Genomic DNA, 21,488 nt, shown 5'->3' with positions numbered 1-21,488 from the left:
ATGCACACTCACAGGCGCACGATTCCGGACAAGCCGGAATGACAAAAATAAGGGGGGCAATTTCTAATGCGTTTGCCCTGATTCGCGGCATTGACAATATTTAAATCGCTCTGTTATAGTGGTAACTGAAAAAGCGGCCATTTAGGGTGTGCATGATGTGTCCGGCGCAGGGTGCGTTCGGTATGGCGGAGATATGACTGAGGTTATTGAGCCTTGCCAGCTAAAATAGTTCTTAAGGTCACAGATGGGTCGTTAAAGGGGAAGGAGTATATTTTTACAGAACGTACCACGTGCATCGTCGGGCGTGGCGTTGACTGTTACCCGCGCCTTCCTGATGACAAAGACCACAGCACAATATCCCGCCACCATTGTCTGCTTGACATAAACCCGCCGGGCATGAGGGTTCGTGACTTTGGAAGCCTCAATGGCACATTCGTAAACGGTAAGAAAATAGGGCAGCGTGATAGAAATATAGCACATAAAGAGGCGCTAAAGGCGAAATTCCCTGAGTATGATCTCAAAGACGGCGACACTATAAGGCTTGGCATGACAGTGTTTCGTGTCTCTGTCTTTGTTCCTTTGACGTGTTCAGTTTGTTTGAAAGAGGCAGACGCCGGGGATACTTTACCCCGGGATGGTTCGTATGTATGCGCAGAGTGTAAGGGCAAAGAAACCGCCGCCGCGGTTAAGAAAGACGACGGGGCGGAGGCAAAACGCTGCACCAACTGCGGCAGAGAATTCTCCGCTGACCTGGACGACAGTAGTATATTGTGTGCCGCTTGTGTTGAAAATCCCCTGCAATTAATAAAACAAGAAGAGGAAGACGACACTGTAAGCATAAAAGGATATAAGATAATCAGTGAGCTTGGCAAGGGCGGCATGGGTGCCGTGTATTTAGCTGAGCAGGCTGGCACGGGGCTTAAAGTAGCCCTGAAGGTCATGCTCTCAAGCGCCGCCGTAAATGACCGCGCAAGGGAGATGTTCCTACGGGAAGTGGAAAACACCAAACACCTGAAACATCCCAACGTGGTAGGACTGCTTGACTATGGAAACTCTCAGGGCACGTTTTACTTTACGCTGGAGTACTGCGAGGGTGGAAGTGTGGATAAGATAATGGCGCGGCAGGGCGGGAAGCTGTCGGTTGACGAGGCCACGCGCATCATATTGCAGGCGCTTGATGGGTTGATATACGCCCATAACATTGAAATCCCAAACATCAAACTCACAGATGGCCGCATAATTACAATAAACGGCCTTGTCCACAGGGATATTAAGCCGTCGAATATATTTTATACCGATACTCCACAAGGGCGTGTTGCCAAGATTGCCGACTTCGGGCTTGGCAAGGCCTTTGACGCCGCCGGCCTGAGCGGCTATACGCGGACGGGCTCCGCCGCCGGCACTCCCGTGTTTATGGCAAGACAGCAGGTTATCAACTTCAAGTACTCAAAGCCAGAGGCGGACGTGTGGGCAATGGCGGCGACATATTATTTTCTCTTAACCGGACGTTTCCCAAGGGACTTCCCAAAGGGAAAGGACCCATGGTATATAGTGCTTCAAACCTCTTGCGTTCCGATTCAAAAGAGGAACCCGGCGATTCCTGAAAAGCTGGCTGGCGTCATAGACATGGCCTTAGTTGACCGGCCTGAAATAACGTTTAAGACTGCCGCGGCATTTAAGCGTGCCCTGGAAGAGGCGCTATGAATAAGGCGACCATCTTTGCCGGGCTGTCAGACAAAGGACATGTAAGAAAAAGAAATGAAGACAGTTGGACGGTTGACAGTGAATACGGGCTGTATATCGTGTCAGACGGCATGGGAGGGCACGCGGCGGGGGATATGGCGTCAAAGATGGTAGTGGACATCCTTCCCGCCCTTCTTCAGAGGAATCTCAAAAACATCGGCAACCTCCAATCGCCTCAGGCCGAAGAGGGGCTTACGCTTGCCTTTACGGAGTTAAACGAACAGGTTCGTTCGCTTAGCAAGTCGAAGGCCGGGCTGTCGGGCATGGGTGCAACCGTAGTGCTGGCCATTATAAAAGACGATTTGGCGCTCATCGCCCACATGGGCGACAGCCGCGTGTACCTGCTCAGAAACGGCAGTTTCTCCCAGTTGACCGTAGACCACTCCGTAGTGCAGGTACTAATAGACTCAGGGGAGATTACCCCTTCACAGGCGGCAAAACACCCCGCCAGAGGGAAAATAACCCGATGTATCGGCATGTCGGGCGATGTAATGCCAGACATCAAGGTGACAAAAACCCTTCCGGGCGATAAATTCCTGTTGTGCAGCGACGGCCTTACCGGCATGGTTGACGACAGTGCCATAGTGGCAATTCTGAACAAACACCGCAATCTTCAAACGGCCTGCAATGAGCTGGTGGCCGCTGCCAACGGTGCCGGTGGTATAGATAACATAACCGTAGTGTTAGTTGAGTGCACCACCCCGCCCTCTAAAGGCCGTGCCAGTGAAGACGATTTCAGCTCTATGGAGACCGTAGAGTTTACCGGGGGCAGTGCGGCACAGTACAGTGGCAGCACTCTGGCCGCCCACACCGTAGACCGGCAACCCTACGCGTTTGTCGTTGATTTAGACAAGCAGCCATCTAATTTTTGTATGCCCGTCAAGCACCCGTCTTTTTCCATTGGAAGAAGCTCAGATAACGACCTTGCCTTAAAATGGGATAAGACTGTCTCCCGTAAACACTGTATAATTAAGGTTGTTGAAAATTCATTGGTTATAGAGGATACAGACAGCAGAAACGGGACATATCTCAACGGGCATCGTTTCAAAGGCGTACAACCGCTGCCAGTGCCGTCATGGATTGCCATAGGGAGGACGCGTCTGGGGGTAATCCCGTCGGAGTCAGGGACTCAGGCCGAGGGCCTGTTTGATGAGGCATATGCCTCAGAGGGGAGTATTTTAATCCCTCCGAGTGAGTTTTTTGAAGAACGTACGGAGGCCCTGCTCGTAGTGGACATCGTAGGCTCAACGAAGATTGTCAGACAGGGCGACACTGTCCTCGTGAAGGTCATCTCCGCCCTCGGACAAATGCTCGACAAGGTGCTTCAGAACGAAAAACATCCATTTTTGAAATGCACGGGAGACGGTTTCTTCGCCACATTCGGGTCGGCGGATAGTGCTATCAGCGCGGCTTTAAAACTCTCGCCCGGTATACAGCGCTACATAAGAATCCCTGTTCAGATAAGCATCGCCCTTCACTGGGGTCCGGTGCGCCTTACTCAGGAAGGAGAGCGAACCGGCAGAAACGCGCACGCAGTGTTCTCTGTGGAGGACCTGCGCCACAAAGAGGAGAAAGTAAACTCATTCCTCATAAACACAAACCGCCGTGAACTTATTCTTATGACAGAGAGCTTTTGGAATACGTTAAGTCCTGACCTGAAAATAAAGGCCATGCCCATAGGTTCGTACCACCTGAAGGGATTAGATGAGACGGAGGCCATATATTATTGGTATGCCCCAGTTAATGATAAAACAATGTAAATTATTCCGCCATTTAATCAGGCAAAGGTTTCATGTTAGGGAGTGATGATGATACTTACGGCGTGTTCCAATTGCGGGGCTAAATATAACGTATCTGACTCGTTTATCGGGAAACCGGCAAAGTGCAGGAAGTGCGGCAAGACGTTTCGCATCGAAAAGTTCAAAGAGCCGCCCGCTGACTACTCCTCCGGTGGATCCACCGGCGGTGTCTTAATTGACAAGCGCGGCTCCCGCGACTGGAGCATCGGGGAAGTAATACTTAATCTTTACGAGATTACGGGATTTTTGGGCGAAGGTGGTATGGGCAAGGTGTACAAGGTACGCCACAGGGGCTGGAATGTTGACCTTGCCGTGAAAAGCCCAAAGCCCTCAGAGCTTGCGCGCTCTGGCGGCTCAAAGGGCTTTCAGGCGGAGGCTGAGACATGGGTAAACCTCGGCCTGCATCCGCACATTGTAAGCTGCTACTATGTCAGGGAGCTTGATGGCATTCCACGAGTCTTTGCCGAGTACGTCAACGGGGGAAATTTAAACGACTGGATACACGATGGGAAATTAACTGAGCTTGAAAAAATCATAGATGTTTCTATTCAAATTGCATGGGGCCTTCAGTATGCGCACGAAAAAGGCCTTATCCACAGAGACATCAAACCGGCAAACATAATGATTACCTCAGAGGGAACCGCAAAGGTGACGGACTTTGGACTCGCCAAGGTCGTCTCAGACTACAATGGCAGGATGGTGGAAGAGGACGGTGAAAAGAGCAACCCTGTCCAATCCGGCATGACCCCGGCCTTTTGTTCCCCTGAACAGGCCAACAGGGGCGCTCTGTCATTGAAGACAGACGTATGGTCGTGGGCTGTGTCAATACTGGCAATGTTTACGGGTGAGGTGACCTGGCCATCCGGCACGGTCGCCGCCGAGGCGCTGGCCTACCATATTGACAACCAGGCCGAAAATCCCCACGCCTTCCTTCCCCCTATACCTCCGCAGATTTCCGGGCTATTGCAGAGCTGTCTTAACCTTAATCCATCGCAACGCCCTGATAGTATGCAGGTAATCGCAGAGACTTTAATCGGGATATATCAGGAAATAACCTCAGCTCCGTATCCAAGGCTGATGCCTCAGTCAAACAGCGCAACCGCCGACAGCCTTAACAACAGGGCGGTCTCACTCCTTGATTTAGGCAGAGACGAGGAGGCGGAAAAGCTCTGGCAGGAGGCCATAACAATCCAGCCACACCACCCGCAGTCCTCTTATAACCTTGGCCTAATAAACTGGAGAAACGCTAAAATAACCGATGATATACTCATCAGAGAACTCGAAGAGGTACAACGTTCACACAGCGACGACTGGACGCCGCAGTACCTGCTTGCCCTTGTGCACTTAGAGAGGAGCGACTGCATATCGGCCATAAACTACCTTGAGAACATTATCGCCACATACGGCAATATAGAAGAGGCGGCTGCCGCACTGGCCACAGCACGGGATGAACTCCCCGCCTCAAGAAGGCTGTTGAGGACTTTCACAGGCCACATGGCCACTGTAACATCAGTGAGTCTAAGCCACGATGGACGCATTGCCCTCACGGGCAGTATGGACAAAAAGCTCAGGTTATGGGATACGGCAACCGGCCAGTGCGTGAAAACGTTGTCTGGACACACTGGGGGCGTCTTAGCGGTCAGCATCACCAGCGACGCCAGATATGCCATATCCGGCAGTGACGACAAAACCGTACGTGTGTGGAATATATCCACTGGCAGTACGCTCTATCATTTCAGGGGGCACGCGGGTGATGTAACCTCGGTATACCTCAGCCCTGACGGCAAATATCCCATATCAGGGAGCGCCGATGAGACGATAAAACTATGGGATATAAACTCCGGCAACTATCTGCGTTCCTTTGCCGGGCACAGGGGCGCTGTTACATCTGTGGCAGTTACCAACGACGGGCAGCACGTGATATCGGGCAGCCTTGACGGCACAGCGAGGATATGGAATGTCCAGTCGCTGAAATGTCTGCATGTGTTTAAGGAACAGAACAGTCCAATCAATTCGAGTTGTCTCAGCAAAGACGGGAATTATTTTATTGCCGCCTGTGCGGACAATACGTTAAGGCTATGGGATTTTCGCAACCGGCAGTATCAAAAGGCCTTATACGGGCACGCCGAGCCGGTACTGTCCGTGGTTTTGAGCTGGAATTCACGATATGCCCTCTCCGGGGGGCAGGACAAGACAGTCCGATTGTGGGATTTATCCTCTAAGCGCTGTCTGCGCACCTTTGAGGGGCATCAGACACCGGCAAGTTTCGTCCATATGTCAGTAAACGGCAAGTACTTCGCCTCAAACGGCATGGGCAACGAGTGCATGTTCTGGGATCTTCAGAGTGAAAAAGAGAGTTACCGCGCCCCGATGATGCTGTCTCTGGTGTTAAAGAGCGAAACTGCCTTTTCGGCGATGGCGGCATACAGCAGTGAACTCTCCCTTGCCAGGCAATCGCTGGCTTCACTGGATTATGTCAAGGCAGCCGGGCACATCAGAAAGGCACGCTCTCAAAAGGGCTATAGCAGGACAGTTGAGGCAATTGACATGTGGACGCGGCTCTACAGTGTGTTTCCGCACAAGAACCTCGCCGGAGGATGGGAGGCCTTTACTTTTAAGGGGCACGACAGCGCTGTGACCTCTGTCTGCATTGACGATGCCAACCGCTTTATCCTGTCCGGCAGCATGGATAAGACGCTTAGGATACGGGAAGTCCGGCAGAGTAGCCCCGCGTTGGCCTTCAAGGGGCACTTTGAAGGGGTAAAATCTGTCTGTCTGAGCGCTGACGGCAGTTATGCCCTATCGGGCGGCCTCGACAAGACAGTTCGTTTGTGGGAGACCGCAAAGGGGCGTCTGCTTAAGACACTCAAAGGACACGAAGCAAGGGTCAATGCCGTTTGTATTACGCCGGATGGCAAACTTGCCGTGTCGGGAAGCGACGACAAGACCGTCAAGGTGTGGGATTTGTTCTCAGGCAGTTGTCTGAAAACATTTAAGGAACACTCTGCCCCTGTCCTTGCGGTAGCGCTGAGCCTGGATAACAGGATGCTGCTGTCGGCGGGCGAGGACTGTGTAATAAAACAATGTGAGATGACCACTGTGGAGTTCCTTGGCCTTTTAGGTACTTTTAGCGGCCATAGCGCCCCTGTTAATTCCGTAGCGATAAGTTTAAACGGTCGCTATGCCGTATCGGGAAGCGACGATAAGACCGCAAAAATATGGGACATTGCCTCGGGACGCAACATTATGAACCTTGAAGGGCATACGGCGCGGGTAACCTCAGTGGCGTTTACCGCGGACGCACAGCATGTTATTTCGGGGAGTTTCGACAGTACATTCAGGATTTGGAGCACCGAAACAGGGCAGTGCCTGAGGATATTTAAGGGACACGTAGTGGGCGTAAACGCGGTCTCAATAAGCATGGACGGGCGCTACGCAATCTCCGCCTACGACGACAGCACAATCAAGGTCTGGGTGCTGGACTGGGACCTGATCGTCAGAAACGAGCAGCAGTGGGATGAGGGTGCCACCGCGATACTTGAAAAATTCCTTGCCGCCCATACCCCATACGTGCAGGGTACGCTTACGAGGCGCGGCTCCACGACAGATTGGTCGGAGGGAGATTTAGAAAAACTCATATATGTGCTGGGGTGTGCCGGCTACGGCAGGGCGGACTCAAAGTTCATCCGCAAGGAGCTATTGAGGCTCGCCGGTAAAAGATGAGTAAGCCTCTGATGCTCCCCTGATGATTCAACCAACTTCTCACTCTTACGTCCAAACACTTTCGCCTTTTTCAGCGACGGCTGGACAAGTACGGGCGATAGGAAAAAGAAAACTCAGCGGGCAAAGGAGCGCAAAAGTGTCAGGTGCGACACAGCATGGTGCGCCTTCGATTGCGCAATACAAACAGATACCCTGAAATCAGACAGAAATTACGAGCACCCTGTTTCCATTCCTTATAAAATTATAATCCACTGCTTGTATATCTTTCGTGCAATCGAAAAAGGCCTCATCGTTCAGTATTTTCTCTACGTAAGGGGATTGTTCGCCTTCCAGATTTACAATCGGGAAGATTCGAATCTCTTTGGAGGTTATCCTCATGCACTCTTTTATCGTCTCTCTGTGAAATTCGTAATCAAGACGGCCATCGTAGAGAAACAGGAAATGGCTGATAAGCGTTATGCTAAATTGATTGTTGGAAAAGTCTGTATGGGGATATTCACAGGTAATGTAGCGGCGGTGGCCCTGCCTTTGAAAATCCCCCACGAACAGCTTGTACGCCCGTTGCCTCGCCGCTTTTAACGATTCGACATCTTTAAAATATTCCCAATTGTAGAGATGCGACACGCCCGGCATTTGCGCCATTACCAATTCAAGGTCTTGCGCGCATCGCGATTCTATTGTGGGGGCCGAAAGTGAATATATCCTGTCCGAACCGGTAACATTAAACCCCTGCAAGGCGGCCTCGGCGCAGAAAGAACTCACTCCTGATGCGGCGTCAAGGATTTTCGCGTTTTTCAGGTCAATGTCCTGAAGATTAAACGCCCTGAAATACTCGTCAAACGTACGCCCTAAAAGGACGATGTCTTTTAATTCCAACTTGTCCTTTAATTCGGGCATGACGGTATTAGTTACTATGTCCTGCCGCCCTTGACGCGCCGTATATCGCCGCCGAGATTAGAGATTTTGTCCTCTATTTTCTCGTAGCCCCTGTCCAGATGGTATATCCTGTCTATAATTGTCTCACCCTCAGCGGCAAGGGCCGCTACGACCAACGATGCGCTTGCCCGTAAATCAGTGGCCATTACGGGGGCGCCAAGCAGCCTTTGTACGCCGCGTACTGTGGCTATGTTGTCCTCTATTTCTATGTTTGCCCCCATGCGTTTTAGTTCGGCTACGTGCATGTATCTGTTTTCAAATATCGTCTCTCTTACGATACTCGTGCCTGAGGCCATAGATGTAAGGGCGATAAACTGTGCCTGCATGTCTGTCGGGAAGCCGGGAAACGGCATTGTCCTGACGTCTGCCGGTTGGAGTGTGCCAATTGGAGGGCCGATTACCCTCAGGGCGTCTCCCTCTTCTGTTATAATTATTCCGGTTTCTCTGAGTTTCTCTGCTATGGCCGCTATGTGGTCGTAGCGTGAGTTCTTTATTAAAATATTGCTGCCTGTGATGCCGGCTATTGTTATAAATGTGCCGGTTTCGATTCTGTCGGGGATGATTGTATAGTTAATGGGGCGCAGCTCATCAACGCCTTCGATTTCGATAACGGTTGAGCCAGCTCCAGAAATCTTTGCCCCCATTTTGATGAGCGAATTGGCAAGGTCCTCAACCTCTGGTTCTCTGGCGGCATTTTCTATTATTGTCCTGCCCTTTGCCAGCGCCGCGGCCATCATTAAATTCTCTGTGCCGGTTACTGTGGATATATCGCAGTAGATTGTAGCGCCTTTGAGCCTCTTCGCCTTTGCCACTACATAGCCCTGCGACAGGGTTATCTTCGCCCCCATCTTCTCAAGTCCCATAAGGTGAAGATTAATCGGGCGCGCCCCAATTGCGCAGCCCCCCGGCAGTGATACCTTCGCGCATCCAAAACGCGCTACCATCGGCCCAAGCGTCAGCACCGAGGCCCTCATCGTCTTGACCAACTCATACGGGGCCTCTCTGTTGATGAGCGAATCGGTGTTTATTCGCAGGCAGTTACCCTCAACAACGCTTATACCCGCGCCCATGTTTGCCAGCACCTCAGACATTGTCATAATGTCTTTCAATTTTGGTATGTTAGACAGCACCGTCTCTCCCTTACACAGTATCGTAGATGCCATCAGCGGCAGGGCGGCATTTTTTGCCCCGCTTATCTGCACCTCTCCAGAAAGCCGCTTGCCCCCTGTAATTATTAGTCTATCCATTTTTCACCAACAGTTCCAGTTCTCCTATGGTTATTGTCATTAGTTTATCATTATAATAAACCTGTACCTTGTCCTCTGTTTGCGGCAGGGGCGGACGTTGAATTCCCGGCATATTAAGCCTCTTTGCCGCTATTATGGCATTTGCCACAACCTCAGGGTCCCTATGGGAATGACCCTCTTTTACTACAACTTTTGCATGGTCGCTGATATACTGCGGGTGTACCTCCCCTATCCTGCCAAGGGCATATAGCACGCCCGCCAGAAATATATTATCTTCAGTCTCAGAGTGTGAGTAACCTACGATAATCGGCACTATATCCTCAAACGGCCTGGGGTTTTCTCTTATAGCCTCACCCATTATCTCAGGGACAGTCCACGGTATCGTGCCGGATTCGTCAGTAGCGTTCCAGATGAGGCGCTGAATCTGGCCCCTTGCCCCTGCAAAGTCGTCAACCGCTATTTGTCCGATTGCCTTGCCAGCGAGGTGGATTGCCCGCCACGATATTTCCGATGTCTTGTCATATGATAATGATAATAAGGCGCTGAGGTATCTCTTGTCTCTTTTGATGCCCTTGATTACCTCGTCGTAGGCCATACCACGCAGCCAGTCCTTTGTCTGCCTTTTTACCTTGCTTAGATTAGAATCAGATTTTTTTAGCTTCTTCAAAAATTGCTCTGCCATAAAAAAATCCCCCTTACCGGCTGTCTTTATAATCGGCGGCAGCCCTCACAAGGCCCTCCGCCCACAGGGCAGACCCCAGGGCGTGTAAATGCGTATATGTGGCAAACACCCGCTTATACGATAAACCGTCTCTGCCGTCTATAATTCCCCTGCCGCGTTTCATCTTAAACCTAAAACTCAGTTTTTCCATTTCAAGGTTCACCGCCCTGGAGTAGTGAAATTCATGCCCCCTGAGTATAACATTTTTTGGGAAATAAGGGCCTTCCCCTACCGTCTCCACTATGGTATAACCATGTGCCTGCGGTTTTTCGTGCATAACAAAATCAACAGGGAATATGCCCACCATCGGGTAATAGCGCTCATTATAGAAAATACCCCTGCCAAGGAACATCAGCCCCCCGCACTCCGCATATACCGGCAGGCCACCCTCTATCAACTCCCTTAGTTTGTCCGAAAACCGCTTATTCTCAGACAGGCACAACGCGTGTGTCTCTGGAAATCCACCGCCGATATAGAGGGCGTCAAGCTCCTCCGGCATATCGCTGCCAAGGGCGCTGAGTTGCACAATTTCAGCACCAAGTGTCTCTAATGCCTCAATGTTCTCAGGATAATAAAACTGAAACGCGCTGTCCCGTACAACTCCGATCTTAACGGTTGAGGGGCATGTCCACGCAGATAATGCGTCCTCTGATTCAGGGACGTCATACTCTAAGGGCGGGGCGCTATTGGCAATTTGCCAGATTTGCCCTTCGTCCACTGAGCTGCCAACGGCCGCGGCCATCCGCTGCAGCACGGCATCAACTTCGCCGGTCTCATCACGGCTCATCAGGCCCATATGCCGCTCCTGCTGAAAAGGCGTATCGCTTCTTTTCAGCACCCCAACGACAGCCACCCCCGCATAGGTCTCTACGGCCTCTCTGATGACCTTTTCATGCCTCTCATTGGAGATATAATTTAACACAACACCCTTTATCATAAGTTCCCGTGAGAATTCCACAATACCCTTTACTATAACTCCCACCGTGGCCGCCGTCTTAACACAATCCACAACCAATATTACAGGCGATGCACACAGGCGCGCAAGCGCCGCCGTACTGAACGTGCCCTTAGCGTCAACACCGTCAAATAATCCCCTGTTTCCCTCTATCAATACCCCGTCGGAGTCAGCGCAATGGCTGATAAGGGAATTGACCAGCTTCCCCTCGTCAATTATGTATGAATCAAGATTATAGCAGTGTGTCTTTGCGGCCCCTGAAAGCCACGCGGCGTCTATGTAGTCCGGACCTTTTTTAAACGGTATGACGTGGCGGCCTTTATTTTTCCACAACCGCAAAAGCCCCAACGAAAGGGTCGTCTTGCCTGCACCGCCCCTTAGCCCCGCAATAACCACTCTGGGCTTGTCTAATATACGTTTGGGTTTTATCATGGTCTCATATCGTCTATTATTCTTTTTTTTGAGGGGAGGGGGGAGGTCGGGGTAGCGCACAGCCGTAAGGTAAAAAGTGACGGGGCGAATGACTCCTCGCCCCTACGCTTTTCTTCCTGCCTTATTTGGGAGGGATTTCTATAAAACTTCCACCAAAATAGGTAAATATCAACGTTCCGGCATCAACCAGGTCCCTAAGGGCAGCCTTCACTTCGTCTTTCTCTATGCCATGGTCGGCAGAGACTTTCTTTAAAATATCGGACTGCTTCAGTTTTTTCTTGCCGGTTGAGGCTTCAACCAAATCGTATATTATCTTCTTTACTTCCTCTTTTTCCATATAGCACCTCTATACAAGATTTGTCGGGTACAAGTAAAAAAGGGGGAGAGGTTAAAATCTCCCCCTTCCCACTATGTTTCTACGTCCACTTAAACGTTGCCGCCATTCTAAACGTCTCGCGGGCAAAGGTAAAGTCGTCTATATGCTGATACTTGAATTCAAATCCGGTCTCTCTGAAGAAACCCTCCCAGCCGATTCTCTCAATCCACTCACCAACTCTCTCATGCTTCTTCGCGCCGGCTATGTAGGCCTTCAGAATTACCTTTATGGCGTCGGTAACCTGCGGCCACCTAGGTGGATTATTTGGTATCCAGGGAACAACGAGCTTCGAGAATGTCGGGTTTGACCTGAGATTAGAAACCTTGCCGCCAACGACTATCGCGATTCCGTCGTTTTTAGCATCGGAGATAGGCATCGCCGGGCATACCGAGTAACAGTTGCCGCAGTACATGCACTTTTCAAGCTTTATCTTCACGCTCTTGGTTGCTGGATTGGGGCTTATCGCGCTTGTCGGACACGACGCTATCGTTGATGGAACCTCACAGGCGTTTTTCACGTTCACATCGTCAATCCTCGGCGGGGTCTTGTGGACTCCGACAAGGGCTATGTCAGAACAGTGAACCGCTCCGCACATGTTAACACAACACGCAACGGCTATCCTCACCTTGTTTGGCAGCTCTTTGGTTGTAAAATACTCGCTGCAGTCGTCCATTATCGCCTTCACAAGTCCTGACGCGTCGGTCGCCGCCGAATGGCAGTGAACCCAGCCCTGCGTGTGGACGACATTACTGATTCTCGGGCCGATTCCGCCTAACAAAAACCCTTTGGCCTCCAGGGCCTTTACCAGCGGGGCAACCTTGCTTTCCTCGTCAGCGAAAAACTCGACATTATTCCTCGACGTGAAGCGTAAATGGCCGCCGCAGTGTTTCTCGGCTATCTCACAATACTCCCTTATCGTGTCGGTTGACAAAAGCCTCGGCGAGGCTATCCTGACCGTATAGATCTTCTCTCCCGACTCGGAAACGTGTACCATAGTCCCAGGGGTCAGCACCTCGTGATACTTCCATTTGCCATAATTTTTGGCAATCACGGGGTGTAAAAACTTGCTGTAATGCGGCGGACCTATGTCGGTCTGTCTCTGTGGTAACTCTGACATTATAAATTCCTCCTTCGTTTAGTAATGTTTCATGTAAATCTATCTCTACTACCCGCAAAACTCCGCAGGGAAAAAAACTATCTTTCGATATCCTCTTCCGCCCAGAAGAAAAATGGATCTCTCCTTGGCTCTTTGACCATCGCAGGAGACGGCTCAAGGCCTACATCTTTTAAGAATCTGGGGAACGACAACCTCTCTATCAGTTCGCCGATTCTCTCGCGGTTCTTACCGTGCTCGTCCCACCATTCCCAAATCTTGTCAATAAGGTCGTAGAACTCCTCATACGGTGGCTCCATCTTTATAAATGGTACTATTACCCACGACATCAGAGCGCCCGTCACAATAGGGGCCTTGCTGCCTAACAACAGTGTCGCGCCTTGCTCCGTGCCAGGCCTTAGGGCCTTCGTCATCTTCGCTATGCAGTGCATACACCTGTTACAGTTGGAATTGTCTATCTTCATTGCCTTGCCGTCAAACTGCATACACCCTGTGGGGCACATGTCAATAATCTCAGCCTTTATGTCCATCGTCTTGGAATACTTCAGCACCTCATCCTGATTAATCCGGATGTCGCCCTTCCATGTGCCGATTATAGACATGTCCGCCCTCGCTATGGAGGCAATACAGTCAACCGGACAACCGGCCACTTTGAATTTGAACTTGTACGGGAACGCCGGCCTGTGCATCTCATCCTGGTAGTGCTGGGTTATGTCGTTGGTTATCGCCATCGTGTCTATGTTTGCCCATTCACACCTGGACTTGCCCAGACAACAGCTAGGTGTTCTCAACGCGGAACCAGAACCGCCAAGGTCCCATCCCCTTGATGATGTTTCAGCGAAAAATGGCTCTAAATTCTCTGTCCTCGTCCCCAAAAACACGAGGTCGCCCGTTGAACCGTGTACATTGGTCAGGCCGCTTCCATACTTGTCCCATAAATCGCATAACTCTTTCAGAGCAGACGCGTTGTAATAGAAGCCAGATGGGCTGTTCAGTCTGACTGTGTGGAAATGCGCTACACCAGGAAACTTATCCGGTATATCGGAATACCTTCCAATAACACCACCGCCGTATCCCCTGACGCCGACTATGCCGCCGTGTTTCCAGTGTGTTACCCTTTCCTTGTAACATAACTCTGTGTGGCCGAGCAGGTCGTTGGCCATGTCCGAATGCGTTGCAGCCCGCTTAATCTCTTTGACAAAGCTTGGAAACGCACCCTTTTCCAACTCGTCCAACAGCGGCGTATCATACTTCTTACTCATAGACTAACCTCCTTAAAGATTTTATATTGAGAGATTCAAACGATAAAACCCCTTTCTTTTAAGTACCAAAAGCATATTAAATATTCCTGCTAATCGTCAAATAAAAAAAAGTTATCAAGTAATAAATTTTTTTTATTAGCTCCCCACCGCATGTCCCAATCTTATTGTTTTCAAACGATAATATCACATTTCGCCGCCGTCAATCCAGCCGCAACAGGAAAATAATATTTTCTCCTCACACGGTATCATGCGGCAGCCGCAATAATTGTAAGGCGGCTTGTAATAATAGTTGATAAGGTCTGATAAATATATCTTGACAAAGACGTTGTAAAGTGTTACAGTTGTTTAATGGCGATTATTCGCCGACCGCCCTTGGCGGCTTAATATATCCGTGTGAGGCTGATATTATGTCTGCTCCAGGTACTAAAGACCACTATGCAACTCTCGGCGTGAGCAAGACCGCCACCCATGATGAGATAAAAAAGGCGTTCAGGAAGCTGGCGCGCAAATGCCATCCCGACCTCAACCCCGGAAGCAAGGAATGTGAGGTCAAGTCAAGGGAAATCAACGAGGCATATGACATCTTAGGCGACGAGAAAAAACGTAAAGAATACGACGCCGCCGCCCGCAATCCCTTTGGCGCTAACAACGGCTTTGAGTATTTCAACAACGGTGCCTTCGCAAACAGCAGGCAGGCGAAGGGTTTCGACGGCAAAAAGTACACTGCGAATTTCGATTTCGGAGACATATTCTCGGATATGTTCAGGTTCAACGCCAGGCCGGAGGCCCCAATGCCCAGCAGAGGTGACGACGTGACCGCCGCGATGACGCTGACACTTGACGAGGCATACACGGGCGTGACTAAGCCAATGGCCATAGAGCGCGAGGCAACCTGTGTAAACTGCGCGGGGACAGGCGTAAAGGGCGCAAGGGCTTGCTATGCGTGCAACGGTGCGGGAACAGTCGCCACCACCGATTCGATGAAAGTGAAAATCCCGCCGGGCGTTGCCACTGGCAGCAAGGTTAGGCTAAAGGGCAAGGGCACCATGGGAAGCGGTGTAGCAGGGGATGTGGTCATAGAGATACTCGTGAAGCCTCACCCAATATTTAAGAGAAAGGATGACGATTTGTATGTTGACGTGCCGGTAACGTTTATAGAGGCCGCCTTAGGGGGAAAGATAGAGGTTCCCACACTTGGCGGCACCGCTTTGATGACCCTTCCTGAGGGTACCCAAAGCGGCAGGATATTCTCGCTCAAAGGCAAGGGAATGCCGCTTCCTAAGGGTACCGGCTTCGGCGATTTATATGTTGAGGTGCTGGTTGCCGTCCCGACGAAACTGACTCAAAAGCAGAGAGAGCTGATAGAAAGCCTAAGCGGCTTATATAAAGAAAATGTCAGAGAAGACCTGCTTAAAGGGGGACGCAATGGATGAGAAGGACAATAGCAGTCGGCCGCTTTATGTAATCAGCGTAGTGGCGGAGATGTTTGACCTCCATCCCCAGACACTGAGGCTCTATGAGCGCGAGGGATTTATCACTCCAACGCGACAAAATAACCAGCGCAAGTACTCAGACCAGGACATAAAGCAGTTGAAGTTTATTGTTGACCTTACCAGAAAACTGGGCGTGAACAAGGCCGGGCTTGAGATAATCATGGACATGCGTGGCCGCATTGACGCCATGCAAAAGGAAATGGAGGGTATCCTGGACTACCTTGAGGAAGACACAAAGAGGTATTTCCAGGGCAGACTGCAACGAATATTTAAAGGTGAAGGTGAAAACAGATGATGGACAATCTCACTATAAAAAGCCGCGAGGCCCTCAGAGACGCCCAGTCAATCGCCACCGCCAGGGGCAATCAGGAGCTACAGCCTGAGCATCTGCTCCTTGCCCTGACAGCGGATAAGGAGGGAACTCCCTCTCAGATTCTTACAAAGGCAGGCGCTAATGTTGAAAGGTTAAAGGCCGAGGCCGAGGCCGCCGTGGGCAAGTTTCCACAGGTTTCGGGGGCGCAGCCCATCGGACACCTATACATGTCCACAAAGCTGAAGGATGTATTTGACGAGGCCACAGCTCAGGCAAAGCATATGAGTGACGAGTATGTCAGCGTCGAACACCTGCTCTTAGGGCTGATTCTCAAAGGCGGCGGGGCGGCTGAACTGCTCAGGCGCCACGGCGTTGACAGAGATACATTGCTCGCCGCTATGATGGAATTCAGAGGTACGCAGCGCGTAACAGACGAAAACCCCGAAGATAAGTACCAGGCCCTCAAGAAATATGGCCGTGACCTTACCCTGCTTTCTGCCAGAGGAAAGCTCGACCCCGTCATAGGCAGAGACGAGGAGATTCGAAGGGTGATACAGGTGCTTGCCCGTAGGACAAAGAACAACCCTGTGATAATAGGCGACCCCGGCGTGGGCAAGACCGCTATTGCGGAGGGGCTTGCCGGGCGCATCGTGGCAGGTGATGTCCCTGAGACCCTGAAAGACAAGATTGTCGTGGCGCTGGACATTGGGGCGCTCATTGCCGGGGCCAAGTACAGGGGGGAGTTTGAGGACAGGCTAAAGGCGGTAATCAAGGAGGTGGAGAGTGCATCGGGGAAGGTAATCTTGTTTATAGACGAGCTGCATACGCTTGTCGGCGCAGGGGCCGCGGAGGGTTCTATGGATGCCTCAAATATGCTTAAACCCGCGCTTGCCCGCGGAGAGCTGCGATGTGTTGGGGCTACCACGCTTGACGAGTACAGGAAATATATAGAGAAGGACGCCGCCCTTGAAAGGCGTTTTCAACCGGTTTATATAAAGGAGCCTACCGTGCAGGACACTATATCCATCCTGCGGGGGCTGAAAGAACGCTATGAGATTCACCACGGGGTTAAATTCAGGGACTCCGCCCTCATAGCCGCCGCTGTCTTGTCAAACCGTTACATATCGGACAGGTTCCTGCCCGACAAGGCCATTGATTTAATAGACGAGGCGGCCTCAAAACTCCGCATGGAGATGGACAGTATGCCCGCTGAGCTTGACGAACTGGAAAGGCGCGTACGGCAGCTTGAAATCGAACGCCAGGCTATGCGCAAGGAAGACACGAAGGAGTCGGCCCTGCAACTGGAAAAGATCAATAAAACAGTTGTTGGCCTTATTGACCAGCGAGACCAATTGCGCTCCCGTTGGATGGGAGAGAAGGAAATCCTCTCCGCAATCAGAAAGATAAAAGAGGAAATTGAGGACGCTAAGACAGAGGCCGACGCCGCCGAGCGACAGGGTAACCTTGCCCGCGCGGCAGAGCTGAAATATGGCCGCATCATAGAGCTTTCCAAGGCGCAGGAAGAGCAAACCCGCCGTCTGGAGGCGTGGCACACCAATAGCAAGATGCTCACCGACACCGTAACTGAAGATGACATCGCGTGGGTAGTGTCACGATGGACAGGCATTCCCATGCTCAGGATGCTTGAGACAGAGGTGGAAAAACTCCTCCACATGGAGGACAGGCTCCGTCTCAGGGTGGTCGGCCAGCCCGAAGCCGTACAAATGGTATCCAACGCGGTACGAAGGGCAAGGGCCGGCATTCAGGACCCGAACCGCCCTATTGGGTCATTTATTTTTCTAGGACCTACCGGAGTAGGGAAGACTGAGCTGGCTAAGGCCCTGGCTGAGTTTCTTTTTGATGATGAGAATGCCCTAAGGCGCATTGACATGTCCGAGTATCAGGAAAAACACACGGTATCGCGCCTCATTGGCGCACCCCCCGGCTATGTCGGCTACGACGAGGGCGGCCAGCTTACAGAGGCTATACGAAGGCGTCCCTATAGTGTTGTCCTGTTTGATGAAATCGAAAAGGCCCACCCCGAAATCTTTAACGTGCTGTTGCAGCTCCTTGACGACGGCAGGCTCACAGACGGCCACGGCAGGACTGTTGACTTTAGAAACACAGTCGTCATTATGACGTCCAACCTGGGCAGCTCATACATCCAGGAACACCTGCGAGACGGCAATCTCACAAATAATAGCGGTGTTAAGAAGGAGGTATTGGAAGAATTAAGATCTTTTTTCAGGCCGGAGTTCCTCAACAGGGTGGATGAGATTATAATCTTCAATCCGCTGACTAAGGAGCTGATAAAACGCATCGTGGATATTCAGCTCTACAGGATGAGGAGATACCTGAAGGACAAGCGCATAGACATCCTGCTGTCAGACAGGGCAAAGGACGCCATAGCTGACGCCGGTTACGACCCTGTATACGGCGCAAGGCCATTAAAAAGGGCGCTCCAAACAGAGATACTAAACCCGTTAGCGTTAAAGATAATCGAAAAGTCGGTAAACGAGGGCGATACAGTACAAGTGGACTACGAGTACGGCAAGATGGTTTTTTCAACAGTGGAAGTGGCGGAGATAGAGTAAAACAACTACGGATTAAAGACGAAGGGGAGTAACTCCCCTTCACCCCGTAATCTCGCCCACGCTTTGTCTGTTGAATTTGGGCTGCCGCCCGTTGGCGGCTTCCAGAACTCCACCCGGCAACACTGCGTGTATATTGACAATTGGCTGCGATTTACTATACGATTGACACATGGAATGCAGAGAAATCGTATGAGATCGGGGGATTAACGGCTTGTATTCAGAGAAACCAAAGCTCCGCAAGCGGCAGGAACTTCACAAACCCGGCTCATTAAGAACAGTAGCGCTTGATGTAACCCCGCGATGTAACATGAGCTGTCCCCACTGCTATGCCGAAACATTTAACAGGACATCCGTCGTAGGTCTGGCCGAGTTAGAAAAAACACAGATGGAATTGTATGATATGGGTGTCTATCACTATATATTGCAAGGTGGCGAGCCTATTTTGGACCCAGCAAGGCTTGAACATATAATCAATAACTGTTACCCTGATGAGACATATATAAATGTTGTGTCAAATGGATGGAACATGACAAGGGACAAGATACTGTGGCTCAAGGGCTTGAAGGTTGATAAGTTGTCATTCAGCATGGACTCCGGTATAGAAGCGGAACATGACGCAAACCGCGCTGCGGGAAGTTTCAAGCGGGTCGTTGAGGCCATAGATAATGTCCTTACCGCGGGTTTGCTGGCCTCAATCTCCGTGGTTGTAACCCATGCCTCGTTATATTCTGAGGGATTTAGGATGGCATATGAATTTGCCAAATCTAAACGTATTAGGATTGATGTGCAGATTGCCGAGCCGGTGGGAAAATGGGATGGGAAAACTGATGTCCTCTTAACCCCCGATGATTCCGGTTATATCAAGCAATTGCAGATAAATTGCCCAAGGCTTCCCAGTGGGCAAAAAATGCTCAACAGAGACATCTTCTCAGGTGCAGATGACCACTGCCCCGCGGTAACAGAGTTTATGGCTATCACCGCTAACGGGGAAGTGCTGCCGTGTAATTTCTTACAGTTTACACTTGGTAATATTGGGGATAAGGAGGGTAAGAGTTTTGCGGATATGCGTAACGCCCTGATGGGGACAATGTGGTTTAATGGCAAAATTCGAAATTGTCTGTGCGGCGAAAACAAAGACTTTATCGGCCAGTTCGTTCTGCCCTATGTCAACGCAACAAAACCACTTGACGCGTATGAATTTTTTGGTATCACGGGAGGGGGCGTTGGTACCATGGGAGGGAGCAGATGAGAGATTTCGATGGATTTAAAAAGACAGGCGCTGATTCAGACATTGAGGATATGCTTGCAGCCCATTGCAGTAAATACAATATAAAGCCATTGGATGCGGTAAAGTTATTTGCGGTGCTTGCAAGGCGCCAGTGGCTTAAGAGATTCCTCGCCCACACTGATTTATTTAAACTGACTCTGGACGTCCCCGGTGATATAGCAGAGCTTGGCGTGTTCAGAGGCGCGGGGCTTATGACGTGGGCAAACCTGCTTGAGGCATATTGTATAGGCAACCGCACTAAGACTGTGTATGGTTTTGACAATTGGACGGGATTTGAGAGGCTTGACCCTGAAGATGGAGAAAGAATAGAGGCATTGCAAAAACACACAGGCGGATTCTCTGCAGAGAATTACTTTGATGAGCTTGTCAACGCCATAGACATTTTCGACCAGGACAGGTTCATCCCATGGAAACATAGGGTTAAGTTGATCAAAGGCAATATCGGGGAGACGGTTGCGAAGTTCATCGGCGAAAACCCGGGTGTGCGCTTTTCGCTTATACACTTCGATTGCGACTTGTATATGCCAACTAAAACCGCGCTGCACCACCTGTGGCCATTACTTTCCAGAGGAGGGGTAATGCTTTTTGACGAATACTCAATCAGCGATTGGCCGGGTGAGACGAAGGCCGTAGACGAATATTTTGCGGACAAACCTGATATAAAAATAAGGACATTTGCGTGGACAAACGCCCCGGCCGGCTATATTGTAAAACCATGACAGCAAGCCGGTATGCAAGGAGTTTCTGATGGGTAAGGCAGGCATGAGATGAGTAAAGAGGCGTGGGATGACGTTAGGCGGCATGTTGGACAGACAAAGGCGGAGCCGCTGGTTTTGGGTGATTTGAATTCATATATAGTGCGCTCAACCCCCAGGCACCTGCTATTCACCCTTTCGCGTTACAAGTTCATAACGAGATTACTGTGTAATGATGGGCCTATGAAAGTCCTTGAATTAGGATGCGGCGAGGGGCTGTCAACGGTTCTCATTGCCGAAGACGGCCACGAAATAACAGCGGTTGATTTTGATGAGCGCTCGATTTCATATGCAAATGAGCATATAAAGAAGGCCGGTATTGAGTTTATGTGTGACGATTTTATCGGTAAATTCTATGGAAATTTTGACGCCGTAGTAAGTCTTGATGTTATTGAGCATATAAATGAAGACCGTGAAGACGAACTTATGGCGACAATCTGTTCTAATCTGCAGCCGCATGGCTTTACGGTGATTGGCACTCCTAACATCACAGCCTCGCCATACGCGTCGGAAAACAGTAAAATAGGACATATCAATCTCTATAGCGCGCAAAGATTAACCGCGCTTGTGCGTAAATATTTCTGGAATGCCTTTGTCTTTGGCATGAACGACGAGGTCGTCCATACGGGGTTTTATCCCATGTGCCACTATTTATTTGTCGTTGGATGCGGTAAGAAGATATAAAAATTGAGGATACGTGGATATGGCCAAAAGATATAAAAATTGAGGATAAAGGG

General features: G+C 50.5%; 16 protein-coding genes. 9 read left to right on the top strand and 7 right to left on the bottom strand.

Annotation, left to right across the window (positions count from 1 at the left end; genetic code table 11):
- The first annotated feature begins 213 nt into the window (after positions 1 to 213).
- Genes AB7D94_RS00460 through AB7D94_RS00450 form a run of 3 tightly spaced genes read left to right on the top strand, consistent with a single transcriptional unit; the run spans position 214 to position 7,265 of the window.
- Entirely contained in the window at positions 214 to 1,704 is a 1,491-nt protein-coding gene (locus AB7D94_RS00460) for a protein kinase domain-containing protein (protein WP_420263668.1), read from the top strand.
- Complete coding sequence (locus AB7D94_RS00455; RefSeq protein ID WP_420263667.1) at positions 1,701 to 3,503, top strand: Stp1/IreP family PP2C-type Ser/Thr phosphatase; 1,803 nt, start codon at positions 1,701 to 1,703, stop codon at positions 3,501 to 3,503. The genes AB7D94_RS00460 and AB7D94_RS00455 overlap by 4 nt, the downstream gene beginning before the upstream one ends.
- A gap of 45 nt (positions 3,504 to 3,548) precedes the next feature.
- Positions 3,549 to 7,265, top strand: coding sequence for a protein kinase domain-containing protein (locus tag AB7D94_RS00450; RefSeq protein WP_420263666.1), 3,717 nt, complete (start codon positions 3,549 to 3,551; stop codon positions 7,263 to 7,265).
- A 198-nt stretch (positions 7,266 to 7,463) separates the two neighbouring features.
- Here the strand turns inward: AB7D94_RS00450 and AB7D94_RS00445 are convergent, their stop codons facing one another.
- The 7 genes from AB7D94_RS00445 to dsrA form a co-directional block, all read right to left on the bottom strand.
- Positions 7,464 to 8,162, bottom strand: a complete 699-nt coding sequence (locus AB7D94_RS00445; RefSeq protein WP_420263665.1) for a hypothetical protein — start codon at positions 8,160 to 8,162, stop codon at positions 7,464 to 7,466.
- Positions 8,163 to 8,176: 14 nt separating this feature from the next.
- Complete coding sequence (murA, locus tag AB7D94_RS00440) at positions 8,177 to 9,448, bottom strand: UDP-N-acetylglucosamine 1-carboxyvinyltransferase (protein WP_420263664.1); 1,272 nt, start codon at positions 9,446 to 9,448, stop codon at positions 8,177 to 8,179.
- Positions 9,441 to 10,130, bottom strand: coding sequence for a DVU0298 family protein (locus tag AB7D94_RS00435; protein ID WP_420263663.1), 690 nt, complete (start codon positions 10,128 to 10,130; stop codon positions 9,441 to 9,443). The genes murA and AB7D94_RS00435 overlap by 8 nt, the downstream gene beginning before the upstream one ends.
- Positions 10,131 to 10,143: 13 nt before the next feature.
- Positions 10,144 to 11,556, bottom strand: coding sequence for a cobyrinic acid a,c-diamide synthase CobB (locus tag AB7D94_RS00430; RefSeq protein ID WP_420263662.1), 1,413 nt, complete (start codon positions 11,554 to 11,556; stop codon positions 10,144 to 10,146).
- A 121-nt stretch (positions 11,557 to 11,677) separates the two neighbouring features.
- Positions 11,678 to 11,893, bottom strand: coding sequence for a hypothetical protein (locus AB7D94_RS00425; protein ID WP_420263661.1), 216 nt, complete (start codon positions 11,891 to 11,893; stop codon positions 11,678 to 11,680).
- Between the two features lie 79 nt (positions 11,894 to 11,972).
- Entirely contained in the window at positions 11,973 to 13,049 is a 1,077-nt protein-coding gene (gene dsrB, locus AB7D94_RS00420) for a dissimilatory-type sulfite reductase subunit beta (RefSeq protein ID WP_420263660.1), read from the bottom strand.
- 77 nt (positions 13,050 to 13,126) lie between these two features.
- On the bottom strand, positions 13,127 to 14,308 hold the full coding sequence (dsrA, locus tag AB7D94_RS00415) for a dissimilatory-type sulfite reductase subunit alpha (protein ID WP_420263659.1): 1,182 nt from the start codon (positions 14,306 to 14,308) through the stop codon (positions 13,127 to 13,129).
- 407 nt (positions 14,309 to 14,715) lie between these two features.
- On the opposite strand from dsrA, the gene AB7D94_RS00410 reads away from it, so the two are divergent.
- From AB7D94_RS00410 to AB7D94_RS00385, 6 genes are all read left to right on the top strand, one after another.
- On the top strand, positions 14,716 to 15,741 hold the full coding sequence (locus tag AB7D94_RS00410) for a DnaJ C-terminal domain-containing protein (protein ID WP_420263658.1): 1,026 nt from the start codon (positions 14,716 to 14,718) through the stop codon (positions 15,739 to 15,741).
- Positions 15,734 to 16,096 carry a MerR family transcriptional regulator gene (locus tag AB7D94_RS00405; protein WP_420263657.1) on the top strand — a complete coding sequence of 121 codons (363 nt, stop codon included), beginning with the start codon at positions 15,734 to 15,736 and terminating at the stop codon, positions 16,094 to 16,096. Before AB7D94_RS00410 ends, AB7D94_RS00405 begins: the two co-directional genes overlap by 8 nt.
- The gene (clpB, locus tag AB7D94_RS00400; RefSeq protein WP_420263656.1) at positions 16,093 to 18,708 is read left to right on the top strand and encodes an ATP-dependent chaperone ClpB; all 2,616 of its coding nucleotides are present in this window, start codon (positions 16,093 to 16,095) and stop codon (positions 18,706 to 18,708) included. Before AB7D94_RS00405 ends, clpB begins: the two co-directional genes overlap by 4 nt.
- A 211-nt stretch (positions 18,709 to 18,919) precedes the next feature.
- On the top strand, positions 18,920 to 19,957 hold the full coding sequence (locus tag AB7D94_RS00395; RefSeq protein ID WP_420263655.1) for a radical SAM/SPASM domain-containing protein: 1,038 nt from the start codon (positions 18,920 to 18,922) through the stop codon (positions 19,955 to 19,957).
- Positions 19,954 to 20,715: a TylF/MycF/NovP-related O-methyltransferase gene (locus tag AB7D94_RS00390; protein ID WP_420263654.1), complete on the top strand. Its 762-nt coding sequence runs from the start codon at positions 19,954 to 19,956 to the stop codon at positions 20,713 to 20,715. Before AB7D94_RS00395 ends, AB7D94_RS00390 begins: the two co-directional genes overlap by 4 nt.
- Before the next feature lie 48 nt (positions 20,716 to 20,763).
- Complete coding sequence (locus tag AB7D94_RS00385; protein ID WP_420263653.1) at positions 20,764 to 21,435, top strand: class I SAM-dependent methyltransferase; 672 nt, start codon at positions 20,764 to 20,766, stop codon at positions 21,433 to 21,435.
- Positions 21,436 to 21,488 lie beyond the last annotated feature (53 nt).

The organism is Candidatus Magnetominusculus dajiuhuensis (assembly GCF_046044395.1).
In the GTDB taxonomy this organism is placed as follows: domain Bacteria; phylum Nitrospirota; class Thermodesulfovibrionia; order Thermodesulfovibrionales; family Magnetobacteriaceae; genus Magnetominusculus; species Magnetominusculus dajiuhuensis.
The sequence above is the reverse complement of the archived record's forward strand: the minus strand, read 5'-3'. Positions and strand labels throughout refer to the sequence as shown.

Coding starts and splice junctions, on each gene's coding strand:
- AB7D94_RS00455 (WP_420263667.1), top strand. CDS start 1,701: ATGAATAAGGCGACCATCTTTGCCGGGCTGTCAGACAAAGGACATGTA.
- AB7D94_RS00450 (WP_420263666.1), top strand. CDS start 3,549: ATGATGATACTTACGGCGTGTTCCAATTGCGGGGCTAAATATAACGTA.
- AB7D94_RS00445 (WP_420263665.1), bottom strand. CDS start 8,162: ATGCCCGAATTAAAGGACAAGTTGGAATTAAAAGACATCGTCCTTTTA.
- murA (WP_420263664.1), bottom strand. CDS start 9,448: ATGGATAGACTAATAATTACAGGGGGCAAGCGGCTTTCTGGAGAGGTG.
- AB7D94_RS00435 (WP_420263663.1), bottom strand. CDS start 10,130: ATGGCAGAGCAATTTTTGAAGAAGCTAAAAAAATCTGATTCTAATCTA.
- AB7D94_RS00430 (WP_420263662.1), bottom strand. CDS start 11,556: ATGATAAAACCCAAACGTATATTAGACAAGCCCAGAGTGGTTATTGCG.
- AB7D94_RS00425 (WP_420263661.1), bottom strand. CDS start 11,893: ATGGAAAAAGAGGAAGTAAAGAAGATAATATACGATTTGGTTGAAGCC.
- dsrB (WP_420263660.1), bottom strand. CDS start 13,049: ATGTCAGAGTTACCACAGAGACAGACCGACATAGGTCCGCCGCATTAC.
- dsrA (WP_420263659.1), bottom strand. CDS start 14,308: ATGAGTAAGAAGTATGATACGCCGCTGTTGGACGAGTTGGAAAAGGGT.
- AB7D94_RS00410 (WP_420263658.1), top strand. CDS start 14,716: ATGTCTGCTCCAGGTACTAAAGACCACTATGCAACTCTCGGCGTGAGC.
- AB7D94_RS00405 (WP_420263657.1), top strand. CDS start 15,734: ATGGATGAGAAGGACAATAGCAGTCGGCCGCTTTATGTAATCAGCGTA.
- clpB (WP_420263656.1), top strand. CDS start 16,093: ATGATGGACAATCTCACTATAAAAAGCCGCGAGGCCCTCAGAGACGCC.
- AB7D94_RS00390 (WP_420263654.1), top strand. CDS start 19,954: ATGAGAGATTTCGATGGATTTAAAAAGACAGGCGCTGATTCAGACATT.
- AB7D94_RS00385 (WP_420263653.1), top strand. CDS start 20,764: ATGAGTAAAGAGGCGTGGGATGACGTTAGGCGGCATGTTGGACAGACA.